The organism is Serratia sp. NPDC087055 (assembly GCF_044900985.1).
Classification (GTDB): Bacteria; Pseudomonadota; Gammaproteobacteria; order Enterobacterales; family Enterobacteriaceae; genus Serratia.
Window position 1 is genome coordinate 82496 of the sequence record NZ_JBJDOG010000003.1, and the last position, 26923, is coordinate 109418.

General features: G+C 53.1%; 27 protein-coding genes, 1 tRNA gene and 1 pseudogene. 14 read left to right on the forward strand and 15 right to left on the reverse strand.

Features of this window, described 5'->3' with window-relative positions; translation table 11 throughout:
• Positions 1 to 140: 140 nt before the first annotated feature.
• From rsmE to ruvX, 4 genes are all read left to right on the forward strand, one after another.
• The gene (gene rsmE / locus ACI2J2_RS16585; protein WP_209637499.1) at positions 141 to 872 is read left to right on the forward strand and encodes a 16S rRNA (uracil(1498)-N(3))-methyltransferase; all 732 of its coding nucleotides are present in this window, start codon (positions 141 to 143) and stop codon (positions 870 to 872) included.
• 10 nt (positions 873 to 882) lie between these two features.
• On the forward strand, positions 883 to 1833 hold the full coding sequence (gene gshB / locus ACI2J2_RS16590; protein ID WP_265556836.1) for a glutathione synthase: 951 nt from the start codon (positions 883 to 885) through the stop codon (positions 1831 to 1833).
• 153 nt (positions 1834 to 1986) lie between these two features.
• Positions 1987 to 2550, forward strand: coding sequence for a YqgE/AlgH family protein (locus ACI2J2_RS16595; RefSeq protein WP_209637495.1), 564 nt, complete (start codon positions 1987 to 1989; stop codon positions 2548 to 2550).
• The gene (gene ruvX, locus ACI2J2_RS16600; RefSeq protein ID WP_037416753.1) at positions 2550 to 2972 is read left to right on the forward strand and encodes a Holliday junction resolvase RuvX; all 423 of its coding nucleotides are present in this window, start codon (positions 2550 to 2552) and stop codon (positions 2970 to 2972) included. The genes ACI2J2_RS16595 and ruvX overlap by 1 nt, the downstream gene beginning before the upstream one ends.
• Here ruvX and ACI2J2_RS16605 read toward each other — a convergent pair.
• Positions 2969 to 3997, reverse strand: a complete 1029-nt coding sequence (locus ACI2J2_RS16605) for a type IV pilus twitching motility protein PilT (protein WP_404760458.1) — start codon at positions 3995 to 3997, stop codon at positions 2969 to 2971. The two genes, ruvX and ACI2J2_RS16605, sit on opposite strands and share 4 nt — an antisense overlap.
• Positions 3998 to 4017: 20 nt before the next feature.
• Here ACI2J2_RS16605 and ACI2J2_RS16610 point away from each other — a divergent pair, with 20 nt between their 5' ends.
• The 6 genes from ACI2J2_RS16610 (at position 4018) to hemW (ending at position 8299) form a co-directional block, all read left to right on the forward strand.
• A complete protein-coding gene (locus ACI2J2_RS16610) occupies positions 4018 to 4725 on the forward strand; it encodes a YggS family pyridoxal phosphate-dependent enzyme (protein ID WP_404760459.1) in 708 nt (235 codons plus the stop codon).
• A gap of 78 nt (positions 4726 to 4803) precedes the next feature.
• Complete coding sequence (gene proC / locus ACI2J2_RS16615) at positions 4804 to 5625, forward strand: pyrroline-5-carboxylate reductase (RefSeq protein ID WP_209637489.1); 822 nt, start codon at positions 4804 to 4806, stop codon at positions 5623 to 5625.
• Between the two features lie 31 nt (positions 5626 to 5656).
• Positions 5657 to 6211, forward strand: a complete 555-nt coding sequence (locus ACI2J2_RS16620) for a YggT family protein (protein WP_209637487.1) — start codon at positions 5657 to 5659, stop codon at positions 6209 to 6211.
• The gene (gene yggU, locus ACI2J2_RS16625; RefSeq protein ID WP_265556841.1) at positions 6208 to 6501 is read left to right on the forward strand and encodes a DUF167 family protein YggU; all 294 of its coding nucleotides are present in this window, start codon (positions 6208 to 6210) and stop codon (positions 6499 to 6501) included. Before ACI2J2_RS16620 ends, yggU begins: the two co-directional genes overlap by 4 nt.
• A 72-nt stretch (positions 6502 to 6573) precedes the next feature.
• Positions 6574 to 7167, forward strand: coding sequence for an XTP/dITP diphosphatase (locus ACI2J2_RS16630; protein WP_209637482.1), 594 nt, complete (start codon positions 6574 to 6576; stop codon positions 7165 to 7167).
• A complete protein-coding gene (gene hemW, locus ACI2J2_RS16635) occupies positions 7160 to 8299 on the forward strand; it encodes a radical SAM family heme chaperone HemW (RefSeq protein ID WP_209637480.1) in 1140 nt (379 codons plus the stop codon). Before ACI2J2_RS16630 ends, hemW begins: the two co-directional genes overlap by 8 nt.
• Positions 8300 to 8379: 80 nt before the next feature.
• Here hemW and ACI2J2_RS16640 read toward each other — a convergent pair whose 3' ends face one another.
• From ACI2J2_RS16640 to trmB, 4 genes are all read right to left on the reverse strand, one after another.
• Complete coding sequence (locus ACI2J2_RS16640) at positions 8380 to 9096, reverse strand: DUF2884 domain-containing protein (protein WP_209637477.1); 717 nt, start codon at positions 9094 to 9096, stop codon at positions 8380 to 8382.
• Positions 9097 to 9125: 29 nt separating this feature from the next.
• Positions 9126 to 10049, reverse strand: coding sequence for a glutaminase B (gene glsB, locus ACI2J2_RS16645; protein WP_404760567.1), 924 nt, complete (start codon positions 10047 to 10049; stop codon positions 9126 to 9128).
• Positions 10050 to 10270: 221 nt separating this feature from the next.
• Positions 10271 to 10597: a YggL family protein gene (locus ACI2J2_RS16650; RefSeq protein WP_135318011.1), complete on the reverse strand. Its 327-nt coding sequence runs from the start codon at positions 10595 to 10597 to the stop codon at positions 10271 to 10273.
• The gene (trmB, locus tag ACI2J2_RS16655) at positions 10597 to 11316 is read right to left on the reverse strand and encodes a tRNA (guanosine(46)-N7)-methyltransferase TrmB (RefSeq protein ID WP_209637475.1); all 720 of its coding nucleotides are present in this window, start codon (positions 11314 to 11316) and stop codon (positions 10597 to 10599) included. Before trmB ends, ACI2J2_RS16650 begins: the two co-directional genes overlap by 1 nt.
• 133 nt (positions 11317 to 11449) lie before the next feature.
• On the opposite strand from trmB, the pseudogene mutY reads away from it, so the two are divergent.
• The 3 genes and pseudogenes from mutY to mltC all read left to right on the forward strand — a co-directional run bounded on the left by mutY (position 11450) and on the right by mltC (position 14043).
• A pseudogene (gene mutY / locus ACI2J2_RS16660) lies at positions 11450 to 12628 on the forward strand (A/G-specific adenine glycosylase).
• Positions 12625 to 12897, forward strand: a complete 273-nt coding sequence (locus ACI2J2_RS16665; protein WP_061807913.1) for an oxidative damage protection protein — start codon at positions 12625 to 12627, stop codon at positions 12895 to 12897. The pseudogene mutY and the gene ACI2J2_RS16665 overlap by 4 nt, the downstream one beginning before the upstream one ends.
• A 69-nt stretch (positions 12898 to 12966) precedes the next feature.
• On the forward strand, positions 12967 to 14043 hold the full coding sequence (gene mltC / locus ACI2J2_RS16670) for a membrane-bound lytic murein transglycosylase MltC (RefSeq protein ID WP_209637472.1): 1077 nt from the start codon (positions 12967 to 12969) through the stop codon (positions 14041 to 14043).
• Between the two features lie 124 nt (positions 14044 to 14167).
• On the opposite strand, the gene ACI2J2_RS16675 is transcribed toward mltC, so the two are convergent.
• Positions 14168 to 15199, reverse strand: coding sequence for a membrane-associated sensor domain-containing protein (locus ACI2J2_RS16675; RefSeq protein WP_404760460.1), 1032 nt, complete (start codon positions 15197 to 15199; stop codon positions 14168 to 14170).
• Between the two features lie 115 nt (positions 15200 to 15314).
• A complete protein-coding gene (gene speF / locus ACI2J2_RS16680) occupies positions 15315 to 17477 on the reverse strand; it encodes an ornithine decarboxylase SpeF (protein ID WP_209637641.1) in 2163 nt (720 codons plus the stop codon).
• Positions 17478 to 18557: 1080 nt separating this feature from the next.
• Between speF and ACI2J2_RS16685 the strand changes: the two genes are divergently transcribed.
• Positions 18558 to 18633: transfer RNA gene (locus ACI2J2_RS16685), tRNA-Phe, on the forward strand.
• 870 nt (positions 18634 to 19503) lie between these two features.
• Here the strand turns inward: ACI2J2_RS16685 and ACI2J2_RS16690 are convergent.
• The 8 genes from ACI2J2_RS16690 to ACI2J2_RS16725 all read right to left on the reverse strand — a co-directional run bounded on the left by ACI2J2_RS16690 (position 19504) and on the right by ACI2J2_RS16725 (position 26923).
• Complete coding sequence (locus ACI2J2_RS16690) at positions 19504 to 19788, reverse strand: hypothetical protein (RefSeq protein ID WP_404760461.1); 285 nt, start codon at positions 19786 to 19788, stop codon at positions 19504 to 19506.
• Between the two features lie 121 nt (positions 19789 to 19909).
• Positions 19910 to 20455, reverse strand: a complete 546-nt coding sequence (locus ACI2J2_RS16695) for a helix-turn-helix transcriptional regulator (protein WP_404760462.1) — start codon at positions 20453 to 20455, stop codon at positions 19910 to 19912.
• A 158-nt stretch (positions 20456 to 20613) separates the two neighbouring features.
• Positions 20614 to 21567: a hypothetical protein gene (locus ACI2J2_RS16700; protein WP_404760463.1), complete on the reverse strand. Its 954-nt coding sequence runs from the start codon at positions 21565 to 21567 to the stop codon at positions 20614 to 20616.
• A gap of 236 nt (positions 21568 to 21803) precedes the next feature.
• Positions 21804 to 22331: a fimbrial protein gene (locus tag ACI2J2_RS16705; protein ID WP_404760464.1), complete on the reverse strand. Its 528-nt coding sequence runs from the start codon at positions 22329 to 22331 to the stop codon at positions 21804 to 21806.
• Positions 22332 to 22341: 10 nt separating this feature from the next.
• On the reverse strand, positions 22342 to 22911 hold the full coding sequence (locus ACI2J2_RS16710) for a fimbrial protein (protein ID WP_404760465.1): 570 nt from the start codon (positions 22909 to 22911) through the stop codon (positions 22342 to 22344).
• Between the two features lie 10 nt (positions 22912 to 22921).
• Positions 22922 to 23536, reverse strand: a complete 615-nt coding sequence (locus tag ACI2J2_RS16715) for a fimbrial protein (protein ID WP_404760466.1) — start codon at positions 23534 to 23536, stop codon at positions 22922 to 22924.
• A gap of 49 nt (positions 23537 to 23585) precedes the next feature.
• Positions 23586 to 24335, reverse strand: coding sequence for a fimbria/pilus periplasmic chaperone (locus ACI2J2_RS16720; protein WP_404760467.1), 750 nt, complete (start codon positions 24333 to 24335; stop codon positions 23586 to 23588).
• Positions 24336 to 24391: 56 nt separating this feature from the next.
• Positions 24392 to 26923 (reverse strand): outer membrane usher protein, encoded by a 2532-nt coding sequence (locus ACI2J2_RS16725; RefSeq protein ID WP_404760468.1) that lies wholly within the window; start codon positions 26921 to 26923, stop codon positions 24392 to 24394.

Sequence of the window (26923 nt, forward strand, 5' to 3'; positions counted from 1 at the left end):
TCCCGAATCACTTACCTCAGTAAGCTCATCGGGATGCACTCACTTGCCGCCTTGCTGCAGCTTCAATTACTTTGGGTATATACTCTTTTTTTTAAGCTGCAGCACTGATGACTGCACATTAGTCAGGATCGAATATTTCTATGCGTATACCCCGCATTTATCACCCGCAGTCGTTGAACGATCATGCGGAAGTCGCGTTGAGCGAAGACGCAGCCAACCACATCGGGCGTGTACTGCGTATGAGCGCCGGCCAAGCGCTGCAGCTCTTTGATGGCAGCAACCAGGTGTTTGACGCCGAGATCACCCAGGTCGATAAAAAAAACGTGCTGGTGCGACTCGGTGCCGGCCAACAGGAAGACCGTGAATCGCCGCTCAATCTGCATCTGGGCCAGGTGATTTCTCGCGGTGAGAAGATGGAATTCACCATTCAGAAATCCATCGAGCTTGGCGTCAATGTCATCACTCCGCTGTTTTCCGAGCGCTGCGGTGTGAAGCTGGATGGTGAACGCCTGGCGAAAAAAATTCAGCAATGGCAGAAGATCGCCATCGCCGCCTGCGAGCAGTGCGGCCGTAACCGTATTCCGGAAATTCGCGAAGCTATGAAACTGGAAGACTGGTGCGCCGAGCAAGATGGCAGCCTGAAACTTAACCTGCATCCGCGCGCCAGCCACAGTATCAATACGTTGCCGCTGCCGGTGGAACATGTCCGCCTGCTGATCGGGCCGGAAGGCGGTTTATCCGCCGACGAAATTGCGATGACCACAGGCCACGGATTTACTGATATCCTGCTGGGGCCACGCGTTCTGCGTACAGAAACCACAGCGCTCACCGCGATTACCGCTTTGCAGGTACGTTTCGGTGATCTGGGTTAAAGGAGAAAAGATGATTAAGCTCGGCATCGTGATGGACCCTATCGCCTCCATCAACATCAAGAAAGACACCAGCTTCGCCATGCTGCTCGAAGCGCAGCGTCGTGGCTGGGAACTGCATTACATGGAAATGGACGATCTCTATCTTCACGCCGGTGACGGCCGCGCCCGCACTCGCCTGCTGAGCGTAAAGGAAGATAAAGAGAGTTGGTTCAGCTTTGGCAGCGAGCAAGATCTGGCGCTGCAGGATCTGGACGTGATCCTGATGCGTAAAGACCCGCCTTTCGATACCGAATACATCTATGCGACCTACATTCTGGAACGCGCAGAGGTTAAAGGCACGCTGGTGGTCAACAAGCCGCAAAGCCTGCGCGACTGCAACGAAAAGCTGTTCACCGCCTGGTTCCCTGAACTGACGCCGGATACCTTGGTCAGCCGCAGCGCAGCGCACATCCGCAAATTCCATCAGCAGCATGGCGATATCATCCTCAAACCGCTGGATGGCATGGGTGGCGCGTCGATCTTCCGCGTAAAACAAGACGACCCTAACCTGTCGGTCATTATCGAAACCCTGACCGAACACGGTAGCCGTTTCTGCATGGCGCAAAACTTCCTGCCGGCCATCAAGGAAGGTGATAAACGCATTCTGGTGGTTGATGGGGAGCCGGTACCTTACTGCCTGGCGCGCATTCCCGCACAGGGCGAAACCCGTGGCAACCTGGCCGCAGGTGGCCGTGGCGAAGCTCGCCCGTTGAGCGAAAGCGACTGGAAAATCGCACGTGCGGTGGCACCAACCCTGAAAGAAAAAGGGCTGATCTTTGTTGGCCTGGACGTGATCGGTGATCGCCTGACCGAAATCAACGTCACCAGCCCAACCTGTGCACGGGAAATCGAAGCCGCCTTCCCGGTGTCGATTACCGGCATGCTGATGGACGCGATAGAAAAACGTCTGGCGGCAAAATAATCGCAGTGCGGGCGTAACGTCGCCCGCCATTCTGGCTTCACGGGCCGGCTCGCTCGGCCCGCGTCAAGCAAGCTGTGGCTTGAAAGGCGATGGGTATAACCGCATACTGGCGGTTGTTTAACTTCTCACCAATCAATTACCTTAAATAACACCATGAATTTACAGCACCATTTTCTTATCGCTATGCCATCGCTTCAGGATCCCCGCTTCAAACGCTCGGTAATTTATGTCTGCGAGCACAATGAAGACGGCGCCATGGGCCTGGTGATCAATAAACCGATGGAACAGTTCACGGTGGGAACGGTGCTGAGCAAACTGAAGATCATGCCACAGGCGCGTGATCCGGCCATCAGCCTGGATAAACCCGTATTTGCCGGTGGCCCGCTGGCGGACGATCGCGGCTTTATCCTGCATACCCCCTGTGAGGGCTTCGGTTCAAGCATTCAGATCTCACCAGAAACCATGATCACCACGTCGAAAGACGTGCTGGAGACGCTGGGCACCGCAGACCAACCCGATGACGTGCTGGTAGCGCTCGGTTATGCCGGCTGGGAAAAGGGGCAGCTGGAACAGGAAGTGCTGGAAAACGCCTGGCTGACCATTGAAGCCGACGCCAACATTCTGTTCCATACGCCAATCGCCAACCGCTGGCGCGAGGCAGCTAACCGCCTCGGTATCGACATTTGTAGCATTGCCAACCACGCAGGACACGCTTGATGACCAACCGCACCATTATCGCCTTCGACTTCGGCACCAAAAGCATTGGAGCTGCCATCGGGCAGGAGCTCACCGGCAGCGCCCGTGCACTGGCGGCGTTCAAAGCCCAAGAGGGTAAGCCGGACTGGCAAAAGATCGAGAAACTGCTGAAAGAGTGGCAACCTGATCTGGTCGTCGTCGGCCTGCCGCTGAACATGGACGGCACGGAGCAGCTGGTCACAGAGCAAGCACGCAAGTTCGCCAACCGCTTGCATGGCCGCTTTGGCGTACAGATCGCGCTGCATGATGAACGCCTCAGTACTGTCGAAGCCCGTGCTAATCTGTTCGATCGCGGCGGCTTCCGCGCTCTGGACAAGGGCAGCGTGGATTCTGCTTCCGCCGTCGTGATCCTGGAAAGCTGGTTTGAGCGGCAATTGGGTTAATCGCCCCCTGAGCCGAAAGCGTTCTCTTCCCCACTCAGTAACCCTGCGCTGATCCGCTGTTGCAAACCCTGTTCAAACGTCTGCATGCCAAACTGCCCACCCGTTTGCAGCACGCTGGCCAGTTGATGGGTTTTGCCTTCGCGGATCATGCTGCTGACTGCCGCAGTTACCGTTAACACTTCAAAAATAGCCACACGCCCGCCGCCCAGCCTGCTCAATAGTTTTTGGGCAATCACCGCCTGCAAACTGCCAGCCAACTGGGTACGCACATAAGGCTTTTCCTCCGCCGGGAAAACATCCACCAGCCGATCGATCGCCTGCGGCGCGCTGCGGGTATGTAAGGTTGCCAGTACCAGATGACCGGTCTCCGCAGCAGTCAGCGCCAGACGTATTGTGGCGGTATCACGCAATTCGCCCAGTAAAATCACATCAGGATCTTCACGCAGTGCGGCGCGCAATGCGTCGTCAAAACTGTGGCTATCGCGGCCCAATTCCCGCTGTTGGATTAAACACTTCTGGCTACAGTGGATAAACTCGATAGGATCCTCCACCGTGAGGATATGCCGCCGCTGGTGCTGATTAATGTTGTCAATCATCGCCGCAAGCGTGGTCGACTTGCCGCTGCCCGTCGCTCCCGTCACCAGAATCAAACCGTCCTCCCGCCGCAATAGCGCCGAGATAATGTCGGGAGCTGCCAGAGCTGCCAAGGTTGGACAGCGATCGGCAATGAGCCGCAAGGCAATGGAAATGCCCTGACGTTGCAAAAAGAAATTGGCACGCAGCCGGAGACCGCCCGACAGAGAAAGTGCCAGATCGAGCTGGCCCTGCTGTTGCAACTGCTGGCACTGCGCCGGTTGCAACAGCATGCTGCACAGCAAATCCATACTCGCCTCGGTGAGCATTTCCGCCCCTTCCAAGGGCTGCAGATCGCCATCAATGCGCAACATCGGTCGATGACCGGTACAAAGGTGCAGATCCGAAGCATTATGCTTTACACTAAGGGCCACGAATTCATCGATATCCATATCAATCTCCTGGGTCAATAATGAGCACTATCCAACAGAATCTGCAGGATGTCAGAAACCGCATTGTCGCGGCCGCTCAAAGCTGCGCTCGCGCTCCAGAAGAAGTGACGCTGCTTGCAGTGAGCAAAACCAAACCTGTGGCGGCGATCGCAGAAGCCATCGCGGCAGGCCAGCGCGCCTTTGGCGAGAACTATGTTCAGGAAGGCGTGGATAAGGTTCAACATTTCTCCGCACTGCCAGAAGGTGCAACGCTGGATTGGCACTTTATCGGCCCACTGCAATCCAACAAGAGTCGGCTGGTGGCAGAACACTTTGCCTGGTGCCACACCGTCGATCGGTTGCGTATCGCCCTGCGTTTGAACGATCAACGCCCGGCTGACATGCCGCCGCTTAACGTGCTGATCCAAATAAATATCAGCGATGAACAGAGTAAATCTGGCATTGTACTGACTGAATTGCCGGCACTGGCTGAGGCGGTTGCCGCCCTGCCGAATATCAAGCTGCGCGGGCTGATGGCCATCCCCGCTCCGCAAGAGGATTACCAGAGCCAGTTGGCGGTGTTCGGGCAAATGCGTGAGGCCTTTCTGGCCCTGCAACAGCAGTATCCCCAGGTGGACACGCTGTCGATGGGCATGACCGATGACATGGCGGCGGCGATTGCCGCTGGCAGCACCCTGGTGCGTATTGGCACCGCAATTTTTGGCGCCCGTGATTATTCACAGGCCTAATATGCCCCTTGGCTTTCACGTTGCCGTCCTACGGCCGGCTTGAAAGACAACGGGTATACACACAGATGAGGGGTTTTAATGCAACACCGTAAGATTACCTTTATTGGTGCCGGTAATATGGCACGCGCTATCATCGCCGGCCTGGTTGCCGGGGGTTACCCCGCTACATCCATCAGCGTCTGCGCACCCTCGGCCAAAAACCGTGATGCGTTGGCGGCAGACTACGGCATCATCAGCAGCGGCGATAACCTTGCCTGCGCACGCACTGCCGATGTCGTGGTGCTGGCGGTAAAACCGCAAATGATGGCGGACGTGTGTCAGCCCCTGCACGATCAGATCGATTTCAGCGGCAAACTGGTGTTGTCCATCGCTGCGGGTATTCAGGTCAGCCGTTTTTACCAACTGCTGGGGGATAAACTTAACATCGTGCGCATCATGCCGAACACCCCATCATTGGTAGGCAAAGGCATGAGTGGCCTGTATGCGCCACAGCACGTTAGCCAGCAGGACCGCGACTACACCAGCGATTTGATGGCATCCGTCGGTAAGGTTTGTTGGGTGGATGACGAAAACGGCATCAATAGCGTCATCGCCGCAGCGGGCAGCGCACCGGCGTATTTCTTCCTGTTTATGGAAGCGATGCAACAGGAAGCCGAACGTATGGGCTTTGACAGCCAAACCGCCCGCAACCTGGTACAACAGGCCGCTTCTGGCGCCGCCGCACTGGTCGAAGCCAACCCGGATACGCCATTGTCGACTTTGCGTGAACAGGTCACCTCCAAAGGCGGCACCACCGCCGAGGCGTTACGGGTGTTCAACGAACAACAACTGCCGGCCACCGTGGCCAAAGCCATGCAAGCGGCAGTATCCCGCGCGCAGGAAATGGAAAAATCATTTTAAATAATCGAGAGTTAAGGAGAAGGGCTACTACATGCTAACGCTGACTTTTTTGGTCAAAACCGTTGTCGATCTTTACGTCATGGTACTGCTGCTGCGCATCTGGATGCAGTGGACTCGCGCTGACTTTTACAACCCATTCGCACAGTTTGTCGTGAAGATCACCCAGCCGGTGGTTGGCCCACTGCGCCGTATCATCCCGTCACTTGGGCCAATCGACAGCGCCTCACTGCTGTTGGCATTCTTGCTGATGACCATCAAGTACCCGCTGCTGTTGCTCATTCAAGGCGGCGCAATGTCACTCAGCCCATATAACCTGCTGTTTGGCCTGATCTCGCTGGTGAAGTCGGCCGGTTACCTGATCTTCTGGGTAATGATTATCCGTGCGCTGATGAGCTGGATCAGCCAGGGCCGCAGCCCAATCGATCAGTTGATGTATCAACTGACTGAGCCTTTAATGTCCCCTATCCGCCGTATTCTGCCGGCGATGGGCGGCATCGATTTCTCAGCGATGGTCGTGATCCTGATCTTGTATCTGATCAATTACCTGGGCATGGATGTGTTCGGCGAGATCTGGTTCCTGCTGTGAGTGCTGTTACTCCGGTGCTGGACGGGCTGGCTATCAGGCTATATATTCAGCCAAAAGCCAGCCGCGACCAGATTATCGGTTTGCATGGCGACGAACTTAAAGTCGCCATTACCGCCCCGCCGGTAGACGGCCAGGCCAACGCTCATTTGATCAAATTTCTTGCCAAGCAGTTCAAAGTGGCGAAAAGCAACGTCACCATCGAGAAAGGCGAGCTGGGGCGGCATAAACAGTTACGCATCGTTAATCCGCAACAGATCCCCGCCGTGGTCGCGGCGCTATACACAAAGTAGCTGAATCAGCAGCAAGGCCGCTGCGGTTTCAGCTACGTAGAGCATCATCGAATCATTTTCAAGGTAGTCACTATGCAAAAAGTCGTTCTTGCCACCGGTAACCCGGGCAAAGTGCGTGAACTCGCCGACCTGCTGGCCGATTTCGGGCTGAATGTGGTCGCACAAACCGAGCTGGGCGTGGATTCCGCAGAGGAAACCGGCCTGACCTTCATCGAAAACGCGATCCTGAAAGCACGCCATGCCGCGCAAATCACCGGCCTGCCGGCGATTGCCGACGACTCGGGCCTGGCTGTCGACGCGCTGGGCGGTGCACCAGGCATCTATTCTGCGCGCTACGCGGGCGTTGACGCTTCTGACCAGCAAAACCTCGACAAACTCCTGGTTGCGCTGAAAGACGTGCCGCAGGGCAGTCGCGGTGCACAGTTCCACTGCGTACTGGTGTATATGCGCCATGCGGAAGATCCCACGCCGTTGGTATTCCACGGTAGCTGGGCCGGCGAGATCACCTTTGCCGCCGCAGGTGAAGGCGGCTTCGGTTACGATCCCATCTTCTATGTCCCGGAACTGGGCCGTACTGCAGCGGAGCTGAGCCGTGATGAGAAACGTGCAGTATCCCACCGTGGTAAAGCGCTGAAACTGATGCTGGAAGCAATGCGTAATGCTTAAGTTGCCCCCGCTGAGTTTGTACATTCATATCCCGTGGTGCGTGCAGAAATGCCCGTACTGCGACTTCAACTCGCATGCGTTGAAGGGTGAAGTACCGCATCAAGAATATGTCGATCATGTGCTGGCAGATCTGGATGCCGATCTGCCATTGGTTGCCGGCCGCGAAATCAGTACCATTTTTATCGGCGGCGGTACCCCTAGCCTGCTCAGTGCCGAAGCGATGCAATCCCTGCTGGACGGTGTCCGGGCACGTATTCACGTGGTTGAGGGTGCCGAGATCACCATGGAGGCGAACCCCGGTACCGTAGAGGCCGATCGCTTCAGCGGCTACCAGCGCGCCGGTGTGAACCGCATTTCTATCGGCGTGCAAAGCTTCAGCGCCGAGAAGTTAACCCGTCTGGGGCGGATTCACGGCCCGGAAGAGGCCAAACGCGCGGCACACCTGGCCACCGGTCTCGGGCTGCGCAGTTTTAACCTTGATTTGATGCACGGCCTGCCGGATCAGTCATTGGAAGAGGCGCTGGACGATTTGCGCCAGGCGATAGCCCTTAATCCGCCGCACCTGTCATGGTATCAACTGACCATCGAACCCAATACGCTGTTCAGCTCACGTCCACCGGTATTGCCAGACGACGACGCGTTGTGGGACATTTTCGAGCGCGGCCACGCGTTACTGAGCGCCGCCGGTTACCAGCAATATGAAACCTCGGCCTATGCCAAGCCAGGCTATCAGTGCCAACACAACCTCAACTATTGGCGCTTTGGCGACTATTTGGGGATTGGTTGTGGTGCACACGGCAAAGTGACCTTCAGCGACGGCCGTATTCTGCGCACCGCGAAGACCAAGCACCCGCGCGGTTTTATGCAGGGCAAGTATATGGACAAGCAGCATGAGGTGACGGCGGCCGATCGGCCGTTCGAATTCTTCATGAACCGTTTCCGCTTGCTGGAAGCCGCGCCGCGAGCCGAATTCGTCAACTACACCGGGCTGGATGAAAGCACCATCCGTGCGCCCCTGGATGAAGCATTGGCGAAAGGCTATCTGGAAGAAACGCCGGAGTATTGGCAAATCACCGAGAAAGGCAAACTGTTCCTTAACTCGCTGCTGGAGTTGTTCCTGGCAGATGAATAGAAAAAAGCGCTGAATGTTCAGCGCTTTTTTTTGCTTCAGTTGGAAGACGTAAAACAGCAGGCGACCAGCGTGATGTCGTGTTACTTCAACGCCTTCAACAGGTCTTTACGCTGAGTTTCCAGACCAGTTACACGGTTACACACGTCACGGCCAAAGTTTTGGAAGTCCTGCTCTTGGTTGTTCCATTCATTCTGAATCGCTTTCTGTAGGCCACCCAGATTGCCCATGATCGCCTGCAACGGGTTACCGCCACTGTTGGCAGCCTGTTTGACGCCCATCTCATTCAGGCTGTCTTGCAACACACCGCCCATGCTCTGCTGCACGAGATTACGGCCATCCTGCTCAACCTGATCAATCGCCTTGTGGTGGAAGGTCAGGCCGTCGCTGCGGTGCTCGATGATACGGTTCATTTGCTGCTTGAGCTGCCCATTCAGGGTGGTCAGGCGGTTGCGCACGTTACTGTCGCTACCCAGCTCCTTCACAATGACCTTGTCCAGCGCCACTCGCGCTTTCTCCAGGTGTTGCTGCGCACCTTTATCGATCCACGGCAATTCTTTGCGCAGTGCGCTCTGATAGCTGAACGCCTTTTGGCGCTGGCTGTCATTTATGCTCAAGGCCTGGCCGTTGCGGGTAACATCACCATCAGGTGAAATCTGCAGATTGCCACTGGCGCCCGTCACCTGCACATTTTGCGGGCTGATAATCACGTCGTCCTGAGGTTTAACACTGCACTGATACTCGGCATGTGCCTGTGAAGCCGTCAACAGCAACAAGGCTAGCCCGGTTTTCTTTAACATATTTTCTCCTGACGCCCTTCCGTGATGGGCTAAAAAATCGAACGGCTAATCCGTTGAGACAACAGTTCCAGTGCCGCAGTTCCCGCCAATGAGTTACCGGAGGCATCCAGCTCCGGTGACCAGACTGCGATCGACAGCTCATCGGGAACAATGGCGACAATGCCGCCGCCGACGCCAGATTTGCCCGGCATACCCACACGGTAAGCAAACTCCCCTGCGCCGTCGTACATACCGCTGGTCATCATCAGCGCATTAATCTGCCGCGCCTGCAATGGGCTGATCACTTCACGCCCTCGAAGATCGCGGCCATGATTGGCCAGGTAAACAAAGCTGCGTGCCAGCTCTACGCAACTCATTCGCAGCGCACAGTAGTGAAAATACGTTTGCAGCACGGTGAGCACGTCGTTTTCGAAGTTACCGAATGATTTCATCAGATAGGCTATTGCGGCATTGCGATCCGAGTGCTCAAACTCGGAACGTGCCACCCGCGCGTCATAGGCCAGATCATCTTCACCGGCCAGTTGGCGCACCACTTCCAACATGCGCTGTTTGGGGGCGCTGAGCCGGGTTTGCAGCATGTCGCACACCACCAGCGCACCGGGGTTAATAAACGGATTGCGCGGTTTACCCTGCTCCATCTCCAGCTGCAACAACGAGTTGAACGGCAGGCCGGAAGGCTCTTTGCCGACCCGCTGCCAGATTTCATGTTCCTGATAGCGCGCCAGTGCCAGCGTCAGGCTCAGTACCTTAGAAATAGACTGAATAGAGAAGCGCTCGGTGGCTTCACCCGCCTGGAACATTTCACCGTCGACAGTGCAAATGGCAATGGCCAAGCGATCAGCAGCCACTTCCGCCAACGCAGGAATGTAATCCGCCACTTTGCCCTGGCCAATCAGCGGGCGCACCTGTTGCAGAATGTCATCCAGCAACGCGTTATCCAATGTAGTTACCACCGCGGTCACACTCCGGGTCTCCCTTCATCTTTCAAGCCGCCGCGTTGTTGGCTGCGTTTCATCGCCCCGGTCACTTACCTGAGTAAGCTCCCGAGGACTCACAAACTTGCCGCCTAGCTGCAACTTGAAATATTTTGGGCATAAAACAAAGGCGCCGTTAAGGCACCTTAAAATCAATAAGCCTAGCGCGGCACCGGGCCGCGCCGATCGGGCAGGGAAAATCAGTCCCACCAGATATCGAACAGATCGCTGACCTTAACGTCGGACAGTTTACGCGCTTCCAGCCATTTTTTGACCAGTTCGCGCTGTTCGTCGGTGCAGTGACCAATAGTTTGCAGGCAGATCAAACCTTCCCACTGCAGGTAGCCGCTACCGTCAAACGCCATGCCGTTCGGCTCGATCACTTCATCAATGAAAGCGTCCAGCGTGCCGTCGATATCTTCAACCGAAGTGCCTTCGGCAAAACGCCATGCTACGGAGAAACCCAGCTCCTGAAACTCTTCAATGTGTAACTTTTTACGTAAACGACGACTGCGGTTCTTAGCCATTATTCTTTCCTCTCAAACATCAAATCCCAAACGCCATGTCCCAGACGCTGGCCACGTAATTCAAATTTTGTCAGTGGGCGTGAATCCGGACGCGGCACATAATCATTATCGCTGGAAAGATTACGGTAGCCTGAGATCCCGTTCATAACCTCTAACATATGTTCTGCATAAGGCTGCCAGTCGGTAGCCATGTGGAACACGCCGCCAACTTTCAGTTTACGACGCACCAATTCAACAAACGGCGTCTGTACGATGCGGCGCTTGTTATGGCGCGCTTTGTGCCACGGATCGGGGAAAAACAGCTGAACCATGTCCAGCGAACCGTCCGGGATCATATTCTCCAGCACCTCAACCGCGTCGTGACACATTACGCGCAGGTTGCTCAATTCCGCTTCGGTGGCGTCGGCCAAGCACGCGCCCACGCCCGGCGAATGCACTTCAATCCCCAAGAAGTTCTGCTGCGGGTTATTGCCCGCCATGGTCACCAGCGAGGCGCCCATACCAAAACCGATCTCCAGCACGGTTGGCGCATCGCGCCCGAACAGTGCTGCGATGTCGACAGGTTCAGCCTGATACTCCACGCCCATCACCGGCCAATAGTGGTCCAGCGCGTGCTGCTGGCCTTTGGTCAGCCGCCCTTGGCGGCGAACAAAACTGCGGATACGGCGCATAGCGCGGCCGTTCTCATCAAATTCCGGGGAGATGACGTCATTAATCATAGTGCTTTCTGTCTGTTTGGCTGCTAATTAGGGGAAACGCGCATTATGCAAAGATACATTGGTTTAGCAAGTGTTCATCTTATGTACCTGCCGTGCGACGTCGGAAAGTTCCGGTTTACAGCATCATGACTCTATGCTGCAATCGCGCTTCATTTTCTGCCGGATATCGAATCTGCTTATGATGCAAGCACAACAGTTCGCACAGGTGGTGCTTGACTGGTACCAACGCTACGGCCGCAAAACCTTGCCGTGGCAGTTGGATAAAACCGCCTATCAAGTATGGCTCTCTGAGGTCATGTTGCAACAAACTCAGGTTGCCACCGTGATCCCTTACTTTCAGCGCTTTATTGCCCGTTTTCCCAACGTGCGTGCTCTGGCAGAGGCGCCGCTGGACGAAGTGCTGCATCTGTGGACCGGCCTGGGCTACTACGCCCGAGCGCGTAACCTGCACAAGGCTGCGCAGACTATTGTCGCACAGCACGGCGGCGAGTTCCCGACAACCTTTGAAGAAATCCACGCGCTGCCCGGAATCGGCCGTTCAACCGCTGGGGCAGTGCTGTCGTTGGCACTCGGCCAACATTACCCGATCCTCGACGGCAACGTGAAACGCGTGTTGGCACGCTGCTATGCGGTGGAAGGCTGGCCGGGCAAGAAGGACGTCGAAAACCGTCTGTGGCAGATCAGTGAAAATGTTACCCCAGCCCAAGGTGTCGGCCAGTTCAATCAGGCGATGATGGATCTGGGTGCGATGGTCTGCACCCGCTCCAAGCCCAAATGCGAGCTATGCCCGCTCAGCCTGGGCTGTATCGCCTATGCCAATCACAGCTGGGCGAAATACCCGGGTAAGAAACCCAAGCAGACTTTACCGGAAAAAACGGCCTACTTTTTATTGTTGCAGCAGGGCGAACAAGCCTGGTTGGAACAACGGCCGGCCGTTGGGCTGTGGGGAGGCCTATTCTGCTTCCCGCAGTTCAGCGAACGTGAAGAGATGGAACTCTGGCTGCAACAACGCGGTCTGAAAAACAATCGCCAGCAACAGTTGACCGCATTTCGCCATACTTTCAGTCATTTCCATCTCGATATTGTGCCGATATGGCTGGAAATGGACGACGCAGGCAGCAGCATGGATGAGGGTGCCGGTCTCTGGTATAACTTAGCGCAGCCGCCATCGGTCGGGCTGGCAGCGCCGGTTGACCGTCTGTTACAACAGCTGGCAAAACAGTCACCGCGCCAGCAGGATTAATACCCTAAAGACGTCGAAAGTATGACGGGTTTATTTGGCGATAGCGCCATTGATGAGGAATTAGCATGAGCAGAACCATTTTTTGTACCTTCCTGCAGCGTGATGCCGAAGGGCAGGACTTCCAGCTTTATCCTGGGGACGTCGGCAAACGTATCTATAACGAGATCTCGAAAGAAGCCTGGGCAGAATGGATGAAAAAACAAACCATGCTGATCAACGAGAAGAAGCTGAACATGATGAACGTGGATGACCGCAAACTGCTGGAAGCGGAAATGATCAAGTTCCTGTTCGAAGGGCATGACGTGCACATCGAAGGCTATACGCCGCCAAGCGAATAACGCTGTTGGGGCCAGGCGCTGGCCCTCTTCAATACCTTAAATTCTTCTCGTATACGGCTTTTATTTTAGATGAAGAAAATTTTAGCTTTGCTAGTGATAGCGCCTTTGCTGATTTCTTGTTCCAGCAAAAAAAGTGAAGACGTCAACGAAGCCTGGGTCAAAGACACCAATGGCTTTGAGATCCTGATGGGGCAGTTCGCCCACAACATTGAGAATATCTGGGGTCTGAACGAAGTTCTGATCGCCGGGCCAAAAGATTACGTTAAATATACCGACCAGTATCAAACCCGTAGCCACATTAACTTTGATTCTGGTGCCATCACCATTGAAACCATCGCCACCACCGATCCTGCTGCACACCTGCGTCAGGCGATTATCAGCACCTTGCTGATGGGTGACGATCCGGGTTCTATCGATCTCTATTCCGACGTCAACGATATCCAGATCAGTAAAGAGCCATTCCTGTACGGCCAGGTGCTGGATAACAAAGGCGCGCCGATCCGTTGGGAATGGCGTGCGGCGCACTTTGCTGACTACCTGTTGCAGACCAAACTGCAAAAACGCACCTCCGGCCTGCACGTGATTTACTCAATCACCATCCAGTTGGTACCAAACCACCTGGACAAACGTGCGCATAAATACCTGCCAATGGTCCGTAAAGCGTCGGAAAAATACGGTGTTGAAGAATCACTGATCCTGGCCATCATGCAGACAGAATCAAGCTTTAACCCGTATGCGGTAAGCGGTTCGGATGCACTCGGCCTGATGCAGGTGGTACAACACACCGCCGGTAAAGACGTGTTCCAGATGCGCGGGAAATGGGGTACGCCAAGCCGCAGCTACCTGTTCGATCCAGAGAACAACATCGACACCGGTACTGCCTATTTGGCCATTTTGCAGAACAACTATTTGGGCGGCATCCAGAACCCAACCTCACGCCGCTATGCCGTTATCACCGCCTATAACGGTGGCGCAGGCAGCGTATTGCGGGTGTTCTCCAGCGACAGGACGCGCGCGGTGGGTATCATCAATGGCATGCAGCCGGGCGACGTCTACCAGACGTTGACGACCAAGCATCCAGCCGGTGAATCACGCCGCTACCTGGTAAAAGTGAACAACGCGCAGAAGAGCTATCGACGCCGTTAATCACCTTGGTCAGGGCGGCCTGTCGCGCCGTCCTGACCAACCACATCACTCTGCAATGCTATAGCCATTGCGACCAAGCGCCTTGGCACGGTATAACGCCATGTCGGCTGCCGCCAGCAGTTGCTCACGGCTTTGTCCCGGTTGCCATTGCAACCCCCTGGCTTACCGTCACCCATTGCGCCACCTCAGAATCTGCATGCGGCAACGCCAACCCCGCGAGCAGCGCCGCGATTCGTTGTGCTACGTTTTCAGCCTCACGGGCATCGGATTTCGGCAGCAGGATAATAAACTCTTCACCACCATAGCGGGCCACCAGATCCTGCGAACGCCGGGTCGCGCTCTCCAGACAGGCGGCTAGCCTGATCAGGCACTCATCCCCCTGCTGATGGCCATAATGGTCGTTGTATTTTTTGAAAAAATCGACGTCCAGCAGGATCAGGGCAAAGGGCGACTGCAGCGTCGACTCCCGCAATAACACAGCGTCAAAGTAGTGATCAAAGTAACGCCGGTTGGCGATACCGGTAAGTGGATCGCGGTGCGCCAGCTTGCTCAGGCGTTCAATCAGTCGTTTGTTTTCTTGCTCACGCTCAATCGCCAACTGGAACCACTGCTTCAACCGCCGCTGCGCCGAGTAAATCAGAAACAGCATCAGCGCATATGAAATCATGTTCGCCAGTGAAAAGGCGCTGCGGATAAAAATATTCTCGGCAATAGCGACCAGCAGCACCGGCATGCTGAACAAGAAAAACAGCTTTGGCGACAGGTAAAACGCGACCAATGAAGAAAACAGCAGGCCTATCGTCAGCGGGTAGACCAGGTAAATGAGATCGTTGACGATAAGGTGGTGAAAAATGGCACACCAGCACAAAGCCAGCAGCGAGATAGAAACGACGGCGCCACGCCACGCGGCACTTTCCCCTCTTGGGGCTAACTGACGTAAAACAACATAGGACAGGGCCGACACCGGGATCACGGCGCTTATCGCCGGCATTTCGCCTATCAACTGCGCGAAAGAGTGGGCAGCAAAGGCCTGACCCCGTTGGAAAAACAAATAGACAGAGAACAGGGCATTAACCAATAAGAACCAGTTAAAATTACGTAGCGTCGAGCGCCTTTTCTCTCCGTCTACCCACTCCAGATAACCCTCTTCTTTCATCTTCTTATTCTTATTCTTGATATCTATGGTTTTACCTAAAAGGTAGCGGTGGGTTTCAGCTTTGTCATCCCGTGAACCGATAATGTGAAAGCGGCCCGTTATGGGCCGCCTGTCGCTATTGCTTGATCATATAGCCGAAGATGCGTTTCCAGCCGTGATCTTTTTTCTCGATATACACGCCCTGCAACTCCGGCGAGAAGCCCGGCAGCCGGTTAATCCCGTCTTCCAAGGCCAGGAAGTAACGCTGCACCGCCCCGCCCCAGACTTCTCCAGGCACCACGCACAATACGCCCGGTGGGTAAGGTAATGCGCCTTCCGCCGCAATGCGCCCTTCCGCCTGGCCGATAGGCACCAGTTCGACGTTATCGCGAATAAATTCCACATTTGCGTCTTGTGGGTTCATCATCACCTGTGGGAAATGACGCTGACGGAACATCTCTTTTTGCAGCTGCTTGACATCAAAGCTGACGTACAAATCGTGCATTTCCTGACACAGTTGGCGCAAGGTATAACCGCGATAGCGCTGTTCATTCTTGCGATATACCGTTGGCAGGACCACGCTTAACGGCGCATCTTCTGCCACATAGCGTTCGAACTGCACCAACATGTCCACCAACTGCTCCATCTTGGCCGGGTTTTCCGCCGGAGTCAGCAGGAACAAGATTGAATTAAGATCGCATTTTTCGGGAACAATGCCGTTCTCGCGCAAGAAGTTGGCCAGAATAGTCGCCGGCACGCCAAACTCGGTGTACTGGCCGGTGGCCGCGTCAATGCCCGGCGTGGTCAACAGCAGTTTGCACGGGTCCACCAAATACTGATCCTGAGCATAGCCTTCAAAACCGTGCCATTTCTCACCCGGTACAAAGTTGAAGAAACGCGCGTCGTTGGCGATCAGATCGGTGTCGTAATCTTGCCAATTCTTACCCGCCACCTGCAGCGGAATAAAGGGTTTAAGCTGCGAGCAGCGCTCCAACAGTTGCTTGCGCGTCTCAATGCCCAGTTTAACGCAGTCCATCCACATGCGCCGACCGGCTGCCCCGGCATGCATCTTGGCATTCACATCCAGCGCGGCGAACAGCGGGTAAAACGGGCTGGTCGAAGCGTGCAGCATGAAAGCATTATTGAGATGCTTGTGATTGCAGTGGCGCTTCTGCCCCTTGATGTGATCGTCTTTCTTGTGGATCTGCGAAGTCTGTGAGAAGCCTGCCTGCTGCTTATGCACCGATTGAGTGACAAAGATGCCCGGATCCAGCTCATCGAGCTCCAACAACAACGGGGAGCACTCTTTCAGCATCGGGATAAAGCCTTCGTAACCTACCCAGGCAGAGTCAAACAGGATGTAGTCACACAGATGGCCGATAGTGTCGATCACCTGACGTGCGTTATAGATGGTGCCGTCATAGGTACCAAGCTGAATGATTGCCAGCCGGAACGGACGTGCTGCATTGGCCTTTTCTGGCGCAACGTCACGAATTTGCTCGCGCAGGTAGTGTTCATCAAAGCAGCGTGAATCAATACCGCCAATGAAACCAAACGGGTTGCGCGCCGTTTCCAGATACACCGGTGTCGCACCGGCTTGAATCAAGGCGCCATGGTGATTGGACTTATGGTTGTTGCGGTCGAACAGTACCAGGTCGCCACGCGTCAGCAGTGCATTGGTCACGACTTTGTTGGCCGCAGAAGTCCCATTGAGCACAAAGTAGGTTTTATCGGCGTTGAATACCCGCGCAGCATGCTTTTGCGCATCCTTGGCCGACCCTTCGTGGATCAAAAGATCGCCCAACTTCACATCAGCATTGCACATGTCAGAACGGAAAAGCGTTTCACCGTAGAACTCGAAAAACTTTCGACCGGCCGGGTGTTTGCGGAAAAACTCCCCACCTTGGTGCCCAGGGCAAGCAAAGGTCGAGTTCTCCATTTCCACATAGGTTTTCAATGTCTTGAAAAACGGCGGCAACAACGCTTGCTCATAGGCATCCGCAGCAGCCTCCAATTGCGCCATATAGAACGCCTTACTGGCGCCGTCCAGTGCAAACACGCCGCTGATAAAAGGCAGGTAGTCAGGTGAAAGATGTTCATCCGCGGCAACCGCCACAAAGGTCGGGATCTCGAACCCGGTCGCTTTAAGTTGCGTCAGGATACCGGTGTTGACGTCATCAACCGACACCACTAATGCAGCAACATCGGTGTAGTCCGTTTGCTCTACGCGGACGATCTGACGCAGCGTTTCAATGGTAGCGACCAGGCTGGCGCTGGTGGCGATTTTCAATTCTTTCATCATGCTAACTCTCAAACGGTTAAGGATGAGGGTGTGCCACAGGGCACAGTAATGAGATAACAAAGGTTATCCCGGCAAAGTGATGTCCGGGGTTGCAGCATAGAGCGCAATTGTGACCGGCTGACTCTCCTGAGGTTATCAGGTAGCTATCCAAAATAATGGGTATTGCATCCAGGCGGCAAGTGAACCAACCCCGATGAGCTGACATTCGTCAGTGTCTCGGGCGTGTGAGTGTGGCCAACACAGATGCAACTTCAAGTATGAAGGATATATCGGGGGCTGGTATCGGCAGCGACCAATAGACATCAGTAAAACCAGAACCGCAGTTCTATTTTTAATAATGCCTAACAGCGAGCATCAGATAGCCTTACCGCATGGCAGGCAGAGTATTACTGGCCGAGCGCGTTCGGGAAAAGTAACGGCAGAGTGATGGCATCATCAGATGTCTGGTGCGCAACTGCACTTGAGCAACAAAACCAGTCATGCCTGTAATCCTCTGACATATGATGAGGGGGAATCACCCTAGGGTGAATGTGCGCAATGATTGCACGTTTTTTTTGACGGTTCAAGCCGGTTAATAGCCGCTAAAAGTGCATAATTATTTAATTCTTGCCATATGGGTAATACCACATGGCAAGACTGACAGGATGAGAACACGTTAAACGCGTAATCCACTTGCAGTTCGACCACATGGTTTCTCGACCGCATAGGTTTGCCGCACGGCGCGAACTTAGGCTGATTGTGCTGGCGTTGAAAGCTTCAGGAAGGTCTGCCAGAAAGCTGTAGCGAAAGATTATTCGGCACAGGCTGCGAAGGTGCCCAACGTGAATAAACCCGCGTTTCGCCACGTTAAATCTTCTGGCCCCGGCACTTCCCCCTTCAGGTAAGAAAGTCAACGATTGTCGCGTTTGAGCCGGTATTGAAGTAACCGCAAGGCTTACCATAAGGGCTGAAGTGTTAACTAAATCGTAGCGATTGCAGAGAAGCCAGCGGGACTTGCTTGAAAATAGAGCAACCGGTCGGCTTTGTGATAGAAAGCGATTGACGGCATCCGGTCAATACGGTTTAATGCGCCCCGTTGCCCGGATAGCTCAGTCGGTAGAGCAGGGGATTGAAAATCCCCGTGTCCTTGGTTCGATTCCGAGTCCGGGCACCATATTTAGAAGAACCCGCCTATGGCGGGTTTTTTGCTTTCAAAGATACGGACTCTTCATCGAACTCCGTTCGATTATTCGGCCCCAAGGCCTCACCCTACGGGCCAGCGCTAAAGCGCTGTTCAACACGGCGCAAGCGCCGGTTGTCCGAGTCCGGGCACCCTATTTAGAAGAACCCGCCTATGGCGGGTTTTTTGCTTTCAAAGATACGGACTCTTCATCGAACTCCGTTCGATTATTCGGCCCCAAGGCCTCACCCTACGGGCCAGCGCTAAAGCGCTGTTCAACACGGCGCAAGCGCCGGTTGTCCGAGTCCGGCACCCTATTTAGAAGAACCCGCCTATGGCGGGTTTTTTGCTTTCAGAGATACGGACTCTTCATCGAACTCCGTTCGATTATTCGGCCAAAAGCCTCACCCTACGGGCCAGCGCTAAAGCGCTGTTCAACACGGCGCAAGCGCCAGTTGTCCGAGTCCGGGCACCCTATATAGAAGAACCCGCCTATGGCGGGCTCTTTATTTTCTGAGATATGAACTCTCTATCTAACACGTTCGATTATTCGGCCTCAAGGCCTCAGCCTATGGGCTGGTCCCAAAGCCATCATCGCCCCGATCCTCCCAGACGATTTTTATTAATTGACTTGGTATGTTTAATAAATGCATACACACTTAATAAAAGCATAATCACTGCTAAAAATAATAGCATCATTTTTACCGTCCTTTGGCTACACGCAGCGGGAAAGGTCACCTTGATAACAAGCAATTCTGCTTGGTACCATGACGAAGCCATTCACAATATTGGTGTAAAATAATAAATTATCTTAGTGGACTATAAACAGCCCTGGTTTTTCCCATCTGATGGGTTAAGAAATTATCACTGGCAGATTACCGCATACTTTTTCATAACGGGTGATTTGCAAATTGAATTAAGCACGTCGCCCTTTTCTTGTTCCTTGGGCTTAGTGGTACCGTTACTCTCCCCAACGCATTTACCCCCATTCTGGCCTTTGCCCTCATCACAGTGGCCAATATTAATGTCCCCTGCGCCGTTACCGTTTCCTTGATTATCGTGAGTATTGGTGTTCCCATTAAAACCAGCATAGGCATAAGACGCCATCATGATGCAGGCACCGAAAAATGAAATGGTTAATTTTTTCATATACAACGCTCCTTGTTGGTGTTTTTCAATCAGTAAATAAAAACAACTCATTAATTTATTTTGATAATTATGTAAACGCTAAGCTATAAATTTTGTGGAGATATAACATTCTGTATTCTTGTTATACCCAATCCCCGTGGGACAAAAGCCAGTAAATAAATTCATGATGTCGACTTAGCATCAATTTTTTCATAACGGAACGTTTATGGCTGTGTACCGTTTTGACGCTCACGCCCAGCACTCGGGCCGCTTGTGATTGATCGAGCCCCCTTCTGAGATAGCTCATAACCTGCTGCTCACGCTGGGTCAGAAGCGGATGCTCAAACGATCTTACTGGGCGTATATTCGCTAAGGTTTCGGCCAGCAGTTCGAACAACTTAGCCGGCCTGTCCGTTCGGTACAGCACGCGCGGTGGTTGACTTACGGCAACCACCGGCCTTTCCTTGATCGTGACGACAGGCGAACGCCCATTATCATAAGCCGTTCGGCGCCAACTCTGGGCCCCCCGACGTGTTGAAACAAACACCACATCGGGCTGAATTTCAGCATCCTGCTTTAAAAAACAAATCGTTTTATTATGGCACCGGGCATATTCCTTAATGCTGCTCTGCAGGCCAGCAGAAAAGTAGCGATTATCATCATCAATGATGATATTGATTACCTTCATCCTTACCTCCCTAGAATAGGAGCATAGCAATATAATCTGCAAGAACGCAGAACATGCCCGTGCCCGTCATTAAGACAACAATGAAAATTACATCAGTCATTGTGTCTCTCGCAGGAAACTTTATAACCTACGAGGTTATGTACCCCCCTTATAGATGATTAATAAGAGTTTATGATAAGAATGCCATTGCCACTGAACGGCCCCTCTTCAACATTACCGACAGTGTGCAGGGTAGATTCCAGGTTAATCGATGCCCCACCAGTAGGAATGTTGATTTTCTTACCGGTTATGCCAGGTACACCATCGATAGTGACAGTGGAATACAGGCTATCGTCACCCTTTAGCATTATTTTTTCACTGGCATTATTACTCACCAAAGAAATATCTGCGTTAGCCGGGTAGGTGCAGGAAATACGAAAAGTCTCTTGTTTCTTATGGCCATTAACCTCATCTGTACTTAATTGTCCGTGATCCAGTGTTACCGCGCCCGCATCAATATTGCATTCATTATTAGGCGGTGTTGGGCCAATACAACCCTGTCCAGGAAAAGTGTTATAATATGCAGATGAAGTCCGGTAATAAACAAGCGCATAGCATACTTTTGAATAGGCCTCCCACTTATTCTGAATAATACATATCGCGGAAGCAAGCTCAGGGTCACAATAGTATTTAACACTGCCATACCCCCCTACCTCAGCCCCAACATGAAAATTATTTCCGGCTTTACTGCTTAAGGCTGCATAAAGCTCCCCCATAGTTTTCGATTGGTATATTGGCCCCATCTCCCACATATAGGCTAAGTATGAACGTACATAAGGTGCAGGTATACTCGAGAAATTAGTATAAATGCCAATAGTTGCTATGCATGCTTTCTGATAACAAGGGTTCGGTGTTGGATCATTAAAGTCCATACTCACAATTTTACCAGCAGCCCCATAGTACTTGGCATTTGCGGACGAAATAGTTCCATCTATTATAGGCGCATTGGTGGTTTCCCAAACTATGCCCGCTTCTGCTTTACACACAAAAATAAAAATTAAAAAAGAAGATAAAATAACCTTACCCATCCATGCCACTTTGTCATTAAAAAAATACAAATTATAAAAACTCATAAGTTCCTCTTTGAAACCATGGATGTATTAGAAATTAAATAGGCATAAATAACAAACACCACTCAATTAGCACACATAAAAAGCAGCAATGCATTTTATTAAAATAATATTACTAAAGCCCCTCTAATAACCATACCGACTGCATGATTAAATAGCATATTTACGTTTAAAAAGTTAACACCGGCGATATCTATTTCCTGCAACCAGGCATATCTGCCTAGTTGCAGAAACCGCTATTACTCATACTCAGCAGTCAGAGTCGCAGCGCCGGTAAAATCGGTACCCACTAACATGCTCCCAGGCCGTGCGATGGGTACCGCATAGAGCTTTGTGGGGTTAGCGGCATTAATGATCAGTTTGGTGTCGCTGACATAGGTGGTGTCGCCCGCGCCCTGCGTAATACGCAACCCAAGGTTGCCAATACTAGACTGCAACGGTTTGCCGTCACCCCAGGATACCGGTGCAAATCCCAGCTTCACTTTCAGGTCACCATAACCCGCTGAACCACCATTGCAGCTAACGGTATAAGGGATTTCCATTTTTTTGTAGTTAACACCGTCAATTTTACTGATGGCGACGTTGGCGAAATCAACGCTAATATCTTTGCCATCATTCAGCGTACAGATCGGTTGTTCTACCAATTTGCCCATGAACTTTACATTTACCGCTTGCGCAGAGCCAACCACCAGCAATCCCATGCAGAGCATTGTCGCCATGGCGGAATAATGCGTCACATTCATTTTTTTCATATTAGCTTCCTTCATGTTTATCTCCTTATTGAACCTCTACAAGTAACGTGGCGGCACTGGAAAAATCCCCCCCTCTCAGCGTGGCACCGCTGCGCTTGACCGGAACTGCATATAATGCAGGTGCAATCGGGTAGGTAAAATTAAGCCAGGAATTCAACCGCAGCTGTTGGCCATTCTCTTGCACCAGCTTAATTGCCAGATCGTTATTATTGGTACGCAACAAACCGTCGCCGAAATCCGGTGCCAAGCCTTGCAAGCTGATTTTCAACAACCCTGCGCTACCTGATGTATTGCCACTGCAGCTCACCCCGTAAGGGATCGGCCGTTTGCCGTATCTTTCACCATCAATCTTGATCGTGGTCAGCTCACCGAAGGGCACGTTAATATCCTGCCCGCCATTAATCTCGCATTTTGGCTTGGCAACAATGACGCCTTTGACGGTAACCGTCACCGTCGCGGCCCACCCGGCCTGGCTAATCAACAGCACTGCTAACAAGGTCAGCGCTGAGGTCGTCGCCATGGTTGCCGCCAGAGCGCAGCAGATCAGAATGCCCTCCTTCGCCTTTTGCCACGCGCAGTACCCTGGGTTGCCCATTGTTTTCGCCTCAGTCATAGTTCATCCGAAAATCAATCGCGACCTGGTAGGCACCTGCAACCAAAGGCGCACCTGTACGTTCCGCCATGACGTAGAAATTCAGCACGTCATTTGCACCTTTCAACAGCTGTGGTCGGCTGCGGCTGCCCAAACGCACATCCTTTTTGTCGCTATCCAGCAGGCGAAGCGCTAACCCACCCGCCCCACGAACCTTGACCAACTGCGGCTTATCCGCGTCTAAGGGCGCGTTGAAACTCACCGTAACGGCCGGCTGATAGGCATCCCATACGCGATTGCCCAAACGGTCATCTTGTATTGCTCCCCCCGTTCGCAGGCAGTCTCGCAAGCGAAGTTGGAAAGCGACCGGCTTAGTACGTTCGCCCACCTTGGCGAGGCTGCCCGTTGTCGTTTCCCCCAACCAGACATCTTGATATGCCGACGTCATATCCAGCCGACAAGCGCCTTCTGTTAATGCACCATGGACAAATAGAACGCCGTGATTCCCTTCGTCCGCTTCGGCGTAGCCGGCCGTCAGCAAGGCCACCGCCAATAGGGTACCTATGCCTGCTTGCCGTGTTAAAAAGCCGTCCCGCAGATTGCTGTAACCCTTGCCCATTCTTTGCATTGTTTCTTCCCCACACGCTTCAACCAGTAAAATAGGCCACCGGCATCGGTTACCCTTTTGCGTCTGGCACAACCTGGCAATCACTGGTGCCGCATTTGAACGTCAGATCAGGGCGACCGCCGTAATCATTGACGTAGGTCAGCACCGGTGAATTACCCAGGCCGGAGGCCCCTAACGCAATACTGCCCTTAGGCGGCACCATCAGCGGTTCAAAACCCTGCGCCGTTTTGCCTTTTTTGCTGCTGCTGGCATCCACCAGCGTGATGTAGTAAGGCGTAGGGTTATTAACCTGGAAACCTTCTCCTTGGCGTGTCAGCGTTAATTTTTCCTGCCACGGCGTAAAGGCGTTGCCCTTGCTGGGTGTAATCGCTGCGGGGCGATAAAACAGCTTAATGCGCGTCTGCAAGGCAATTTGCAGCGTGTTAGCCTTATCACTCTTTGGGGGAATTTCACGCAAGTTGAAATAGAACAGGGTTTCACGATCCTGTGCTAACAAATTCGCCGCTGGCGTCGCCTGCACTTTTATTTGGCTCTGTGCACCCGGCTCCAACCGTTGCACCGGAGGCAAGACCACCAGCGGGCTGGTGATTTTTTTGCCATCGGCGTCCTCGAGCCACCCCTGAGCCAGATACGGCAATTGCGTGTTTTTATTGCTGATATTCATGCTCACCGACTTCTCGCCACCGTTAAAGATCACACGGGTACGATCCAGCGCAATAGCCGCCTCTACCTGGCTGCTCAACAATGTTGCCGACAACACCCCAACAACAGAAAATGCCTTTACCCTATTTGTTTGCATAAAATTGTTCCGTTTCCTAACGCTGTTCTTACTGAAATAATCACGGGAGCGACGGCTTATTCCGCCCGCATCTCGGTGTTCGCCCGGCACGGCAACAGCAGGTTGCTTAACGCGATATCCGTGCGGATCTCCGGCAGTGCGATCCGGCATTGCGCTTTACCATCCCAATTCACCGTCATCTCGGTATTGGGCTGGATGCCGCTCAGATATACGCTGCCTTCATCATTAACCAGGCCTGTCTGTTGCTGCCTGCTGTTGTAGACCAGTGCGCCAAACGGCGGTGCACTGCCGTCGGCCAGACGGATTACCGCCATCGCCTTTTGCCCCGAAATGACGTTAAACCGCCGATAACCAATTGCCCCTTCGGTTAGCGTCGCCTGCACCACCGACTGCGTTGCGTCAACATCATCCGGCAAAGTGTTGAGATCGATACTCGCCCTGCTGCGGTAGTAACTGCTGATGTCCGCAACCACTGCTTTGCCAAACGCATTGGTACTCGTCGTTGCACCAAACCCTCGCACCGGTACCCCGGCCACACCGTCGGTATCCAGCAATAAGCGTGTCCCCCCCAGCGAGCCGGTTCGATGCAGCGCCGCCCCTTTGGCCGTTGCCGTCATCCCGCCTTGTAAGGACATGCCCATGGATGAATAGCCGCCACTTTGGTAACTGGCGTTGGCGCCGATCCGCGCGCTATCACCTTCGTGGGTGTAGAAACCACTGGCTGAGCTGCCTCGGCGTGAGTGGCCGGTGCTCAATTGGTAATTATTGTGTTCATCCAGTCTTTCGTAATATCCCACTCGCTGGGTAGTCTCATTACGGTTCCATGAGCTGCTATAACTGACGTTAGAGTTCATGCCCCAAGGCAGGGTAAAGGACAAATACATGCCATCGTCATTGGCGCGGTTATCTTTATTTCGATAAACCGTTAATGATGCATTCATATTTTTCATTGGCCCCAAATCGAAATAGCGTGAGAGTGCCAGGCTATAACGCTCGCTCACGGGCTGATCCCAATAACTCTGGTGGCTATAATTGAGATATGTGCTTAACCCCAAATCACGAAACTGTTTATTCAGCGTGATGGTGTACATTTCTCTGTTTTTCCCGATGCGGTTATCGTAATAACGAGCATCAAGATATTCACTCATGGTCATAAAGTTCTGCTCTGAGAAGCGATAGCCGGCAAAGGTGATCTGGCTGTCGTACTCGTCAAAACTCTTTGAATAACTGACCCGATAAGACCCGCCGCTTTTAACATCAGCCTGCTGCGGTAATTTCGCTCGCGATTGCGTAGAGTCAAACGACACTGCACCAAAGGCCAGCAGGTCACGCCCCAGCCCCATAGACAATGCGGTGTAATCCCCGCCGGCAATAGCGCCGCCGTACAATGACCAACCGTTACTCACCCCCCAAGAGAATTCGCCGGTGGCGAACAAAGGCCCCTGGACATGATGATTCCAGTCGGAAGGCTTGCCGCTGGCAAATTTATAACGTACCGAACCCGGGCGGGTCAGGTATGGGATATTGGCGGTATCTACCTTAAATTCCTGCACGCTGCCGTCTTGTTCTTCAACCCGAACATCCAACTGGCCGTTAATAGAGTCATTAATGTCCTGGATGCGGAATGGCCCTGCCGCGACACGGGTTTCATACAGCACACGCCCCAGCTGGCTTATAACAACTTTGGCATTGCTTTTGGCTATGCCTGTCACTTCAGGCGCATAGCCACGTAAGTTAGGTGGCAACATATTGTCGTCTGAACTCACGCTGACCCCGGTAAAGCGGAAGCTGTCGAAAATATCCGTCGCCAGATAATCCTCCCCCATCGTCAGGCGAGCGCCCCAGCGAGGTAGTGCACGAAACGCGTAATACCGACTCCAGTCAAAATTCTGCTGGGTAGGTAAACCGGAGCCGGTCTGATGATTGATGTTCATCTGCCAGTCAGCACGTAAACGCCAGGCCCCCAGGTTAGCCCCGGTAGTACCATTACCGCTAAGGTTGTATGACTGCTGCCCACCTTGTTGCGTACGTTGAACCTGTGAATTCAGGTTATAGTCCAACAGCAAACCGGGAATACCTTCATCCCAACGTGATGGAGGGTCCCAATCCGGAGACGAATATTCCAAATAGGCCTGTGGCACATTCAAATACAGGCTGGACGTGGCCAGATCGCCTTTGGCTTCCAGGCCGTTAAGGCTGGTTAAATCCAGGCACTGTTCGTCATGCCACCAGCGCAGCTTTGTTAGGGCGTCCGGTTTAAAACCCAGTTTTTCAACCAGCGTTGGAGATATACAAGCCTGGCTGCCTTTTGCATCATTTTCCGGCGCATAGAATGCGATAGGCTCTTCGGGTAAAACCTGCGTGTTCAGACGAATAGACATGACATATTTCCCCGGCATGATATAGCCGCCGCGAGAAAACTGACTCAAGTCAATATTCTTTCTGTCATTGAGATCCAACACGTCAATGTTAAACTGCACCTCATCACTTGCCTGTAATTGAAATGGCAAGCTGCATATCGCCAAAGCGACGCACACTCCTAATAGGCTCAATAAAGGTGCGCTCGAATTATTTGCGTTCGATTCCAT

Bases quoted from the DNA above. Each gene is read 5' to 3' on its own strand.
- ACI2J2_RS16650 (WP_135318011.1), bottom strand. From the start codon at position 10,597: ATGGCTAAGAACCGCAGTCGTCGTTTACGTAAAAAGTTACACATTGAA.
- ACI2J2_RS16640 (WP_209637477.1), bottom strand. From the start codon at position 9,096: ATGTTAAAGAAAACCGGGCTAGCCTTGTTGCTGTTGACGGCTTCACAG.
- gshB (WP_265556836.1), top strand. From the start codon at position 883: ATGATTAAGCTCGGCATCGTGATGGACCCTATCGCCTCCATCAACATC.
- ACI2J2_RS16665 (WP_061807913.1), top strand. From the start codon at position 12,625: ATGAGCAGAACCATTTTTTGTACCTTCCTGCAGCGTGATGCCGAAGGG.
- ACI2J2_RS16605 (WP_404760458.1), bottom strand. From the start codon at position 3,997: ATGGATATCGATGAATTCGTGGCCCTTAGTGTAAAGCATAATGCTTCG.
- hemW (WP_209637480.1), top strand. From the start codon at position 7,160: ATGCTTAAGTTGCCCCCGCTGAGTTTGTACATTCATATCCCGTGGTGC.
- ACI2J2_RS16710 (WP_404760465.1), bottom strand. From the start codon at position 22,911: ATGGGCAACCCAGGGTACTGCGCGTGGCAAAAGGCGAAGGAGGGCATT.
- proC (WP_209637489.1), top strand. From the start codon at position 4,804: ATGCAACACCGTAAGATTACCTTTATTGGTGCCGGTAATATGGCACGC.
- ACI2J2_RS16690 (WP_404760461.1), bottom strand. From the start codon at position 19,788: ATGAAAAAATTAACCATTTCATTTTTCGGTGCCTGCATCATGATGGCG.
- ACI2J2_RS16595 (WP_209637495.1), top strand. From the start codon at position 1,987: ATGAATTTACAGCACCATTTTCTTATCGCTATGCCATCGCTTCAGGAT.
- ACI2J2_RS16695 (WP_404760462.1), bottom strand. From the start codon at position 20,455: ATGAAGGTAATCAATATCATCATTGATGATGATAATCGCTACTTTTCT.
- speF (WP_209637641.1), bottom strand. From the start codon at position 17,477: ATGAAAGAATTGAAAATCGCCACCAGCGCCAGCCTGGTCGCTACCATT.
- ACI2J2_RS16610 (WP_404760459.1), top strand. From the start codon at position 4,018: ATGAGCACTATCCAACAGAATCTGCAGGATGTCAGAAACCGCATTGTC.
- trmB (WP_209637475.1), bottom strand. From the start codon at position 11,316: ATGATTAATGACGTCATCTCCCCGGAATTTGATGAGAACGGCCGCGCT.
- rsmE (WP_209637499.1), top strand. From the start codon at position 141: ATGCGTATACCCCGCATTTATCACCCGCAGTCGTTGAACGATCATGCG.
- ACI2J2_RS16705 (WP_404760464.1), bottom strand. From the start codon at position 22,331: ATGAAGGAAGCTAATATGAAAAAAATGAATGTGACGCATTATTCCGCC.
- ruvX (WP_037416753.1), top strand. From the start codon at position 2,550: ATGACCAACCGCACCATTATCGCCTTCGACTTCGGCACCAAAAGCATT.
- ACI2J2_RS16630 (WP_209637482.1), top strand. From the start codon at position 6,574: ATGCAAAAAGTCGTTCTTGCCACCGGTAACCCGGGCAAAGTGCGTGAA.
- ACI2J2_RS16715 (WP_404760466.1), bottom strand. From the start codon at position 23,536: ATGCAAAGAATGGGCAAGGGTTACAGCAATCTGCGGGACGGCTTTTTA.
- ACI2J2_RS16725 (WP_404760468.1), bottom strand. From the start codon at position 26,923: ATGGAATCGAACGCAAATAATTCGAGCGCACCTTTATTGAGCCTATTA.
- ACI2J2_RS16720 (WP_404760467.1), bottom strand. From the start codon at position 24,335: ATGCAAACAAATAGGGTAAAGGCATTTTCTGTTGTTGGGGTGTTGTCG.
- ACI2J2_RS16675 (WP_404760460.1), bottom strand. From the start codon at position 15,199: ATGAAAGAAGAGGGTTATCTGGAGTGGGTAGACGGAGAGAAAAGGCGC.
- mltC (WP_209637472.1), top strand. From the start codon at position 12,967: ATGAAGAAAATTTTAGCTTTGCTAGTGATAGCGCCTTTGCTGATTTCT.
- ACI2J2_RS16700 (WP_404760463.1), bottom strand. From the start codon at position 21,567: ATGAGTTTTTATAATTTGTATTTTTTTAATGACAAAGTGGCATGGATG.
- ACI2J2_RS16620 (WP_209637487.1), top strand. From the start codon at position 5,657: ATGCTAACGCTGACTTTTTTGGTCAAAACCGTTGTCGATCTTTACGTC.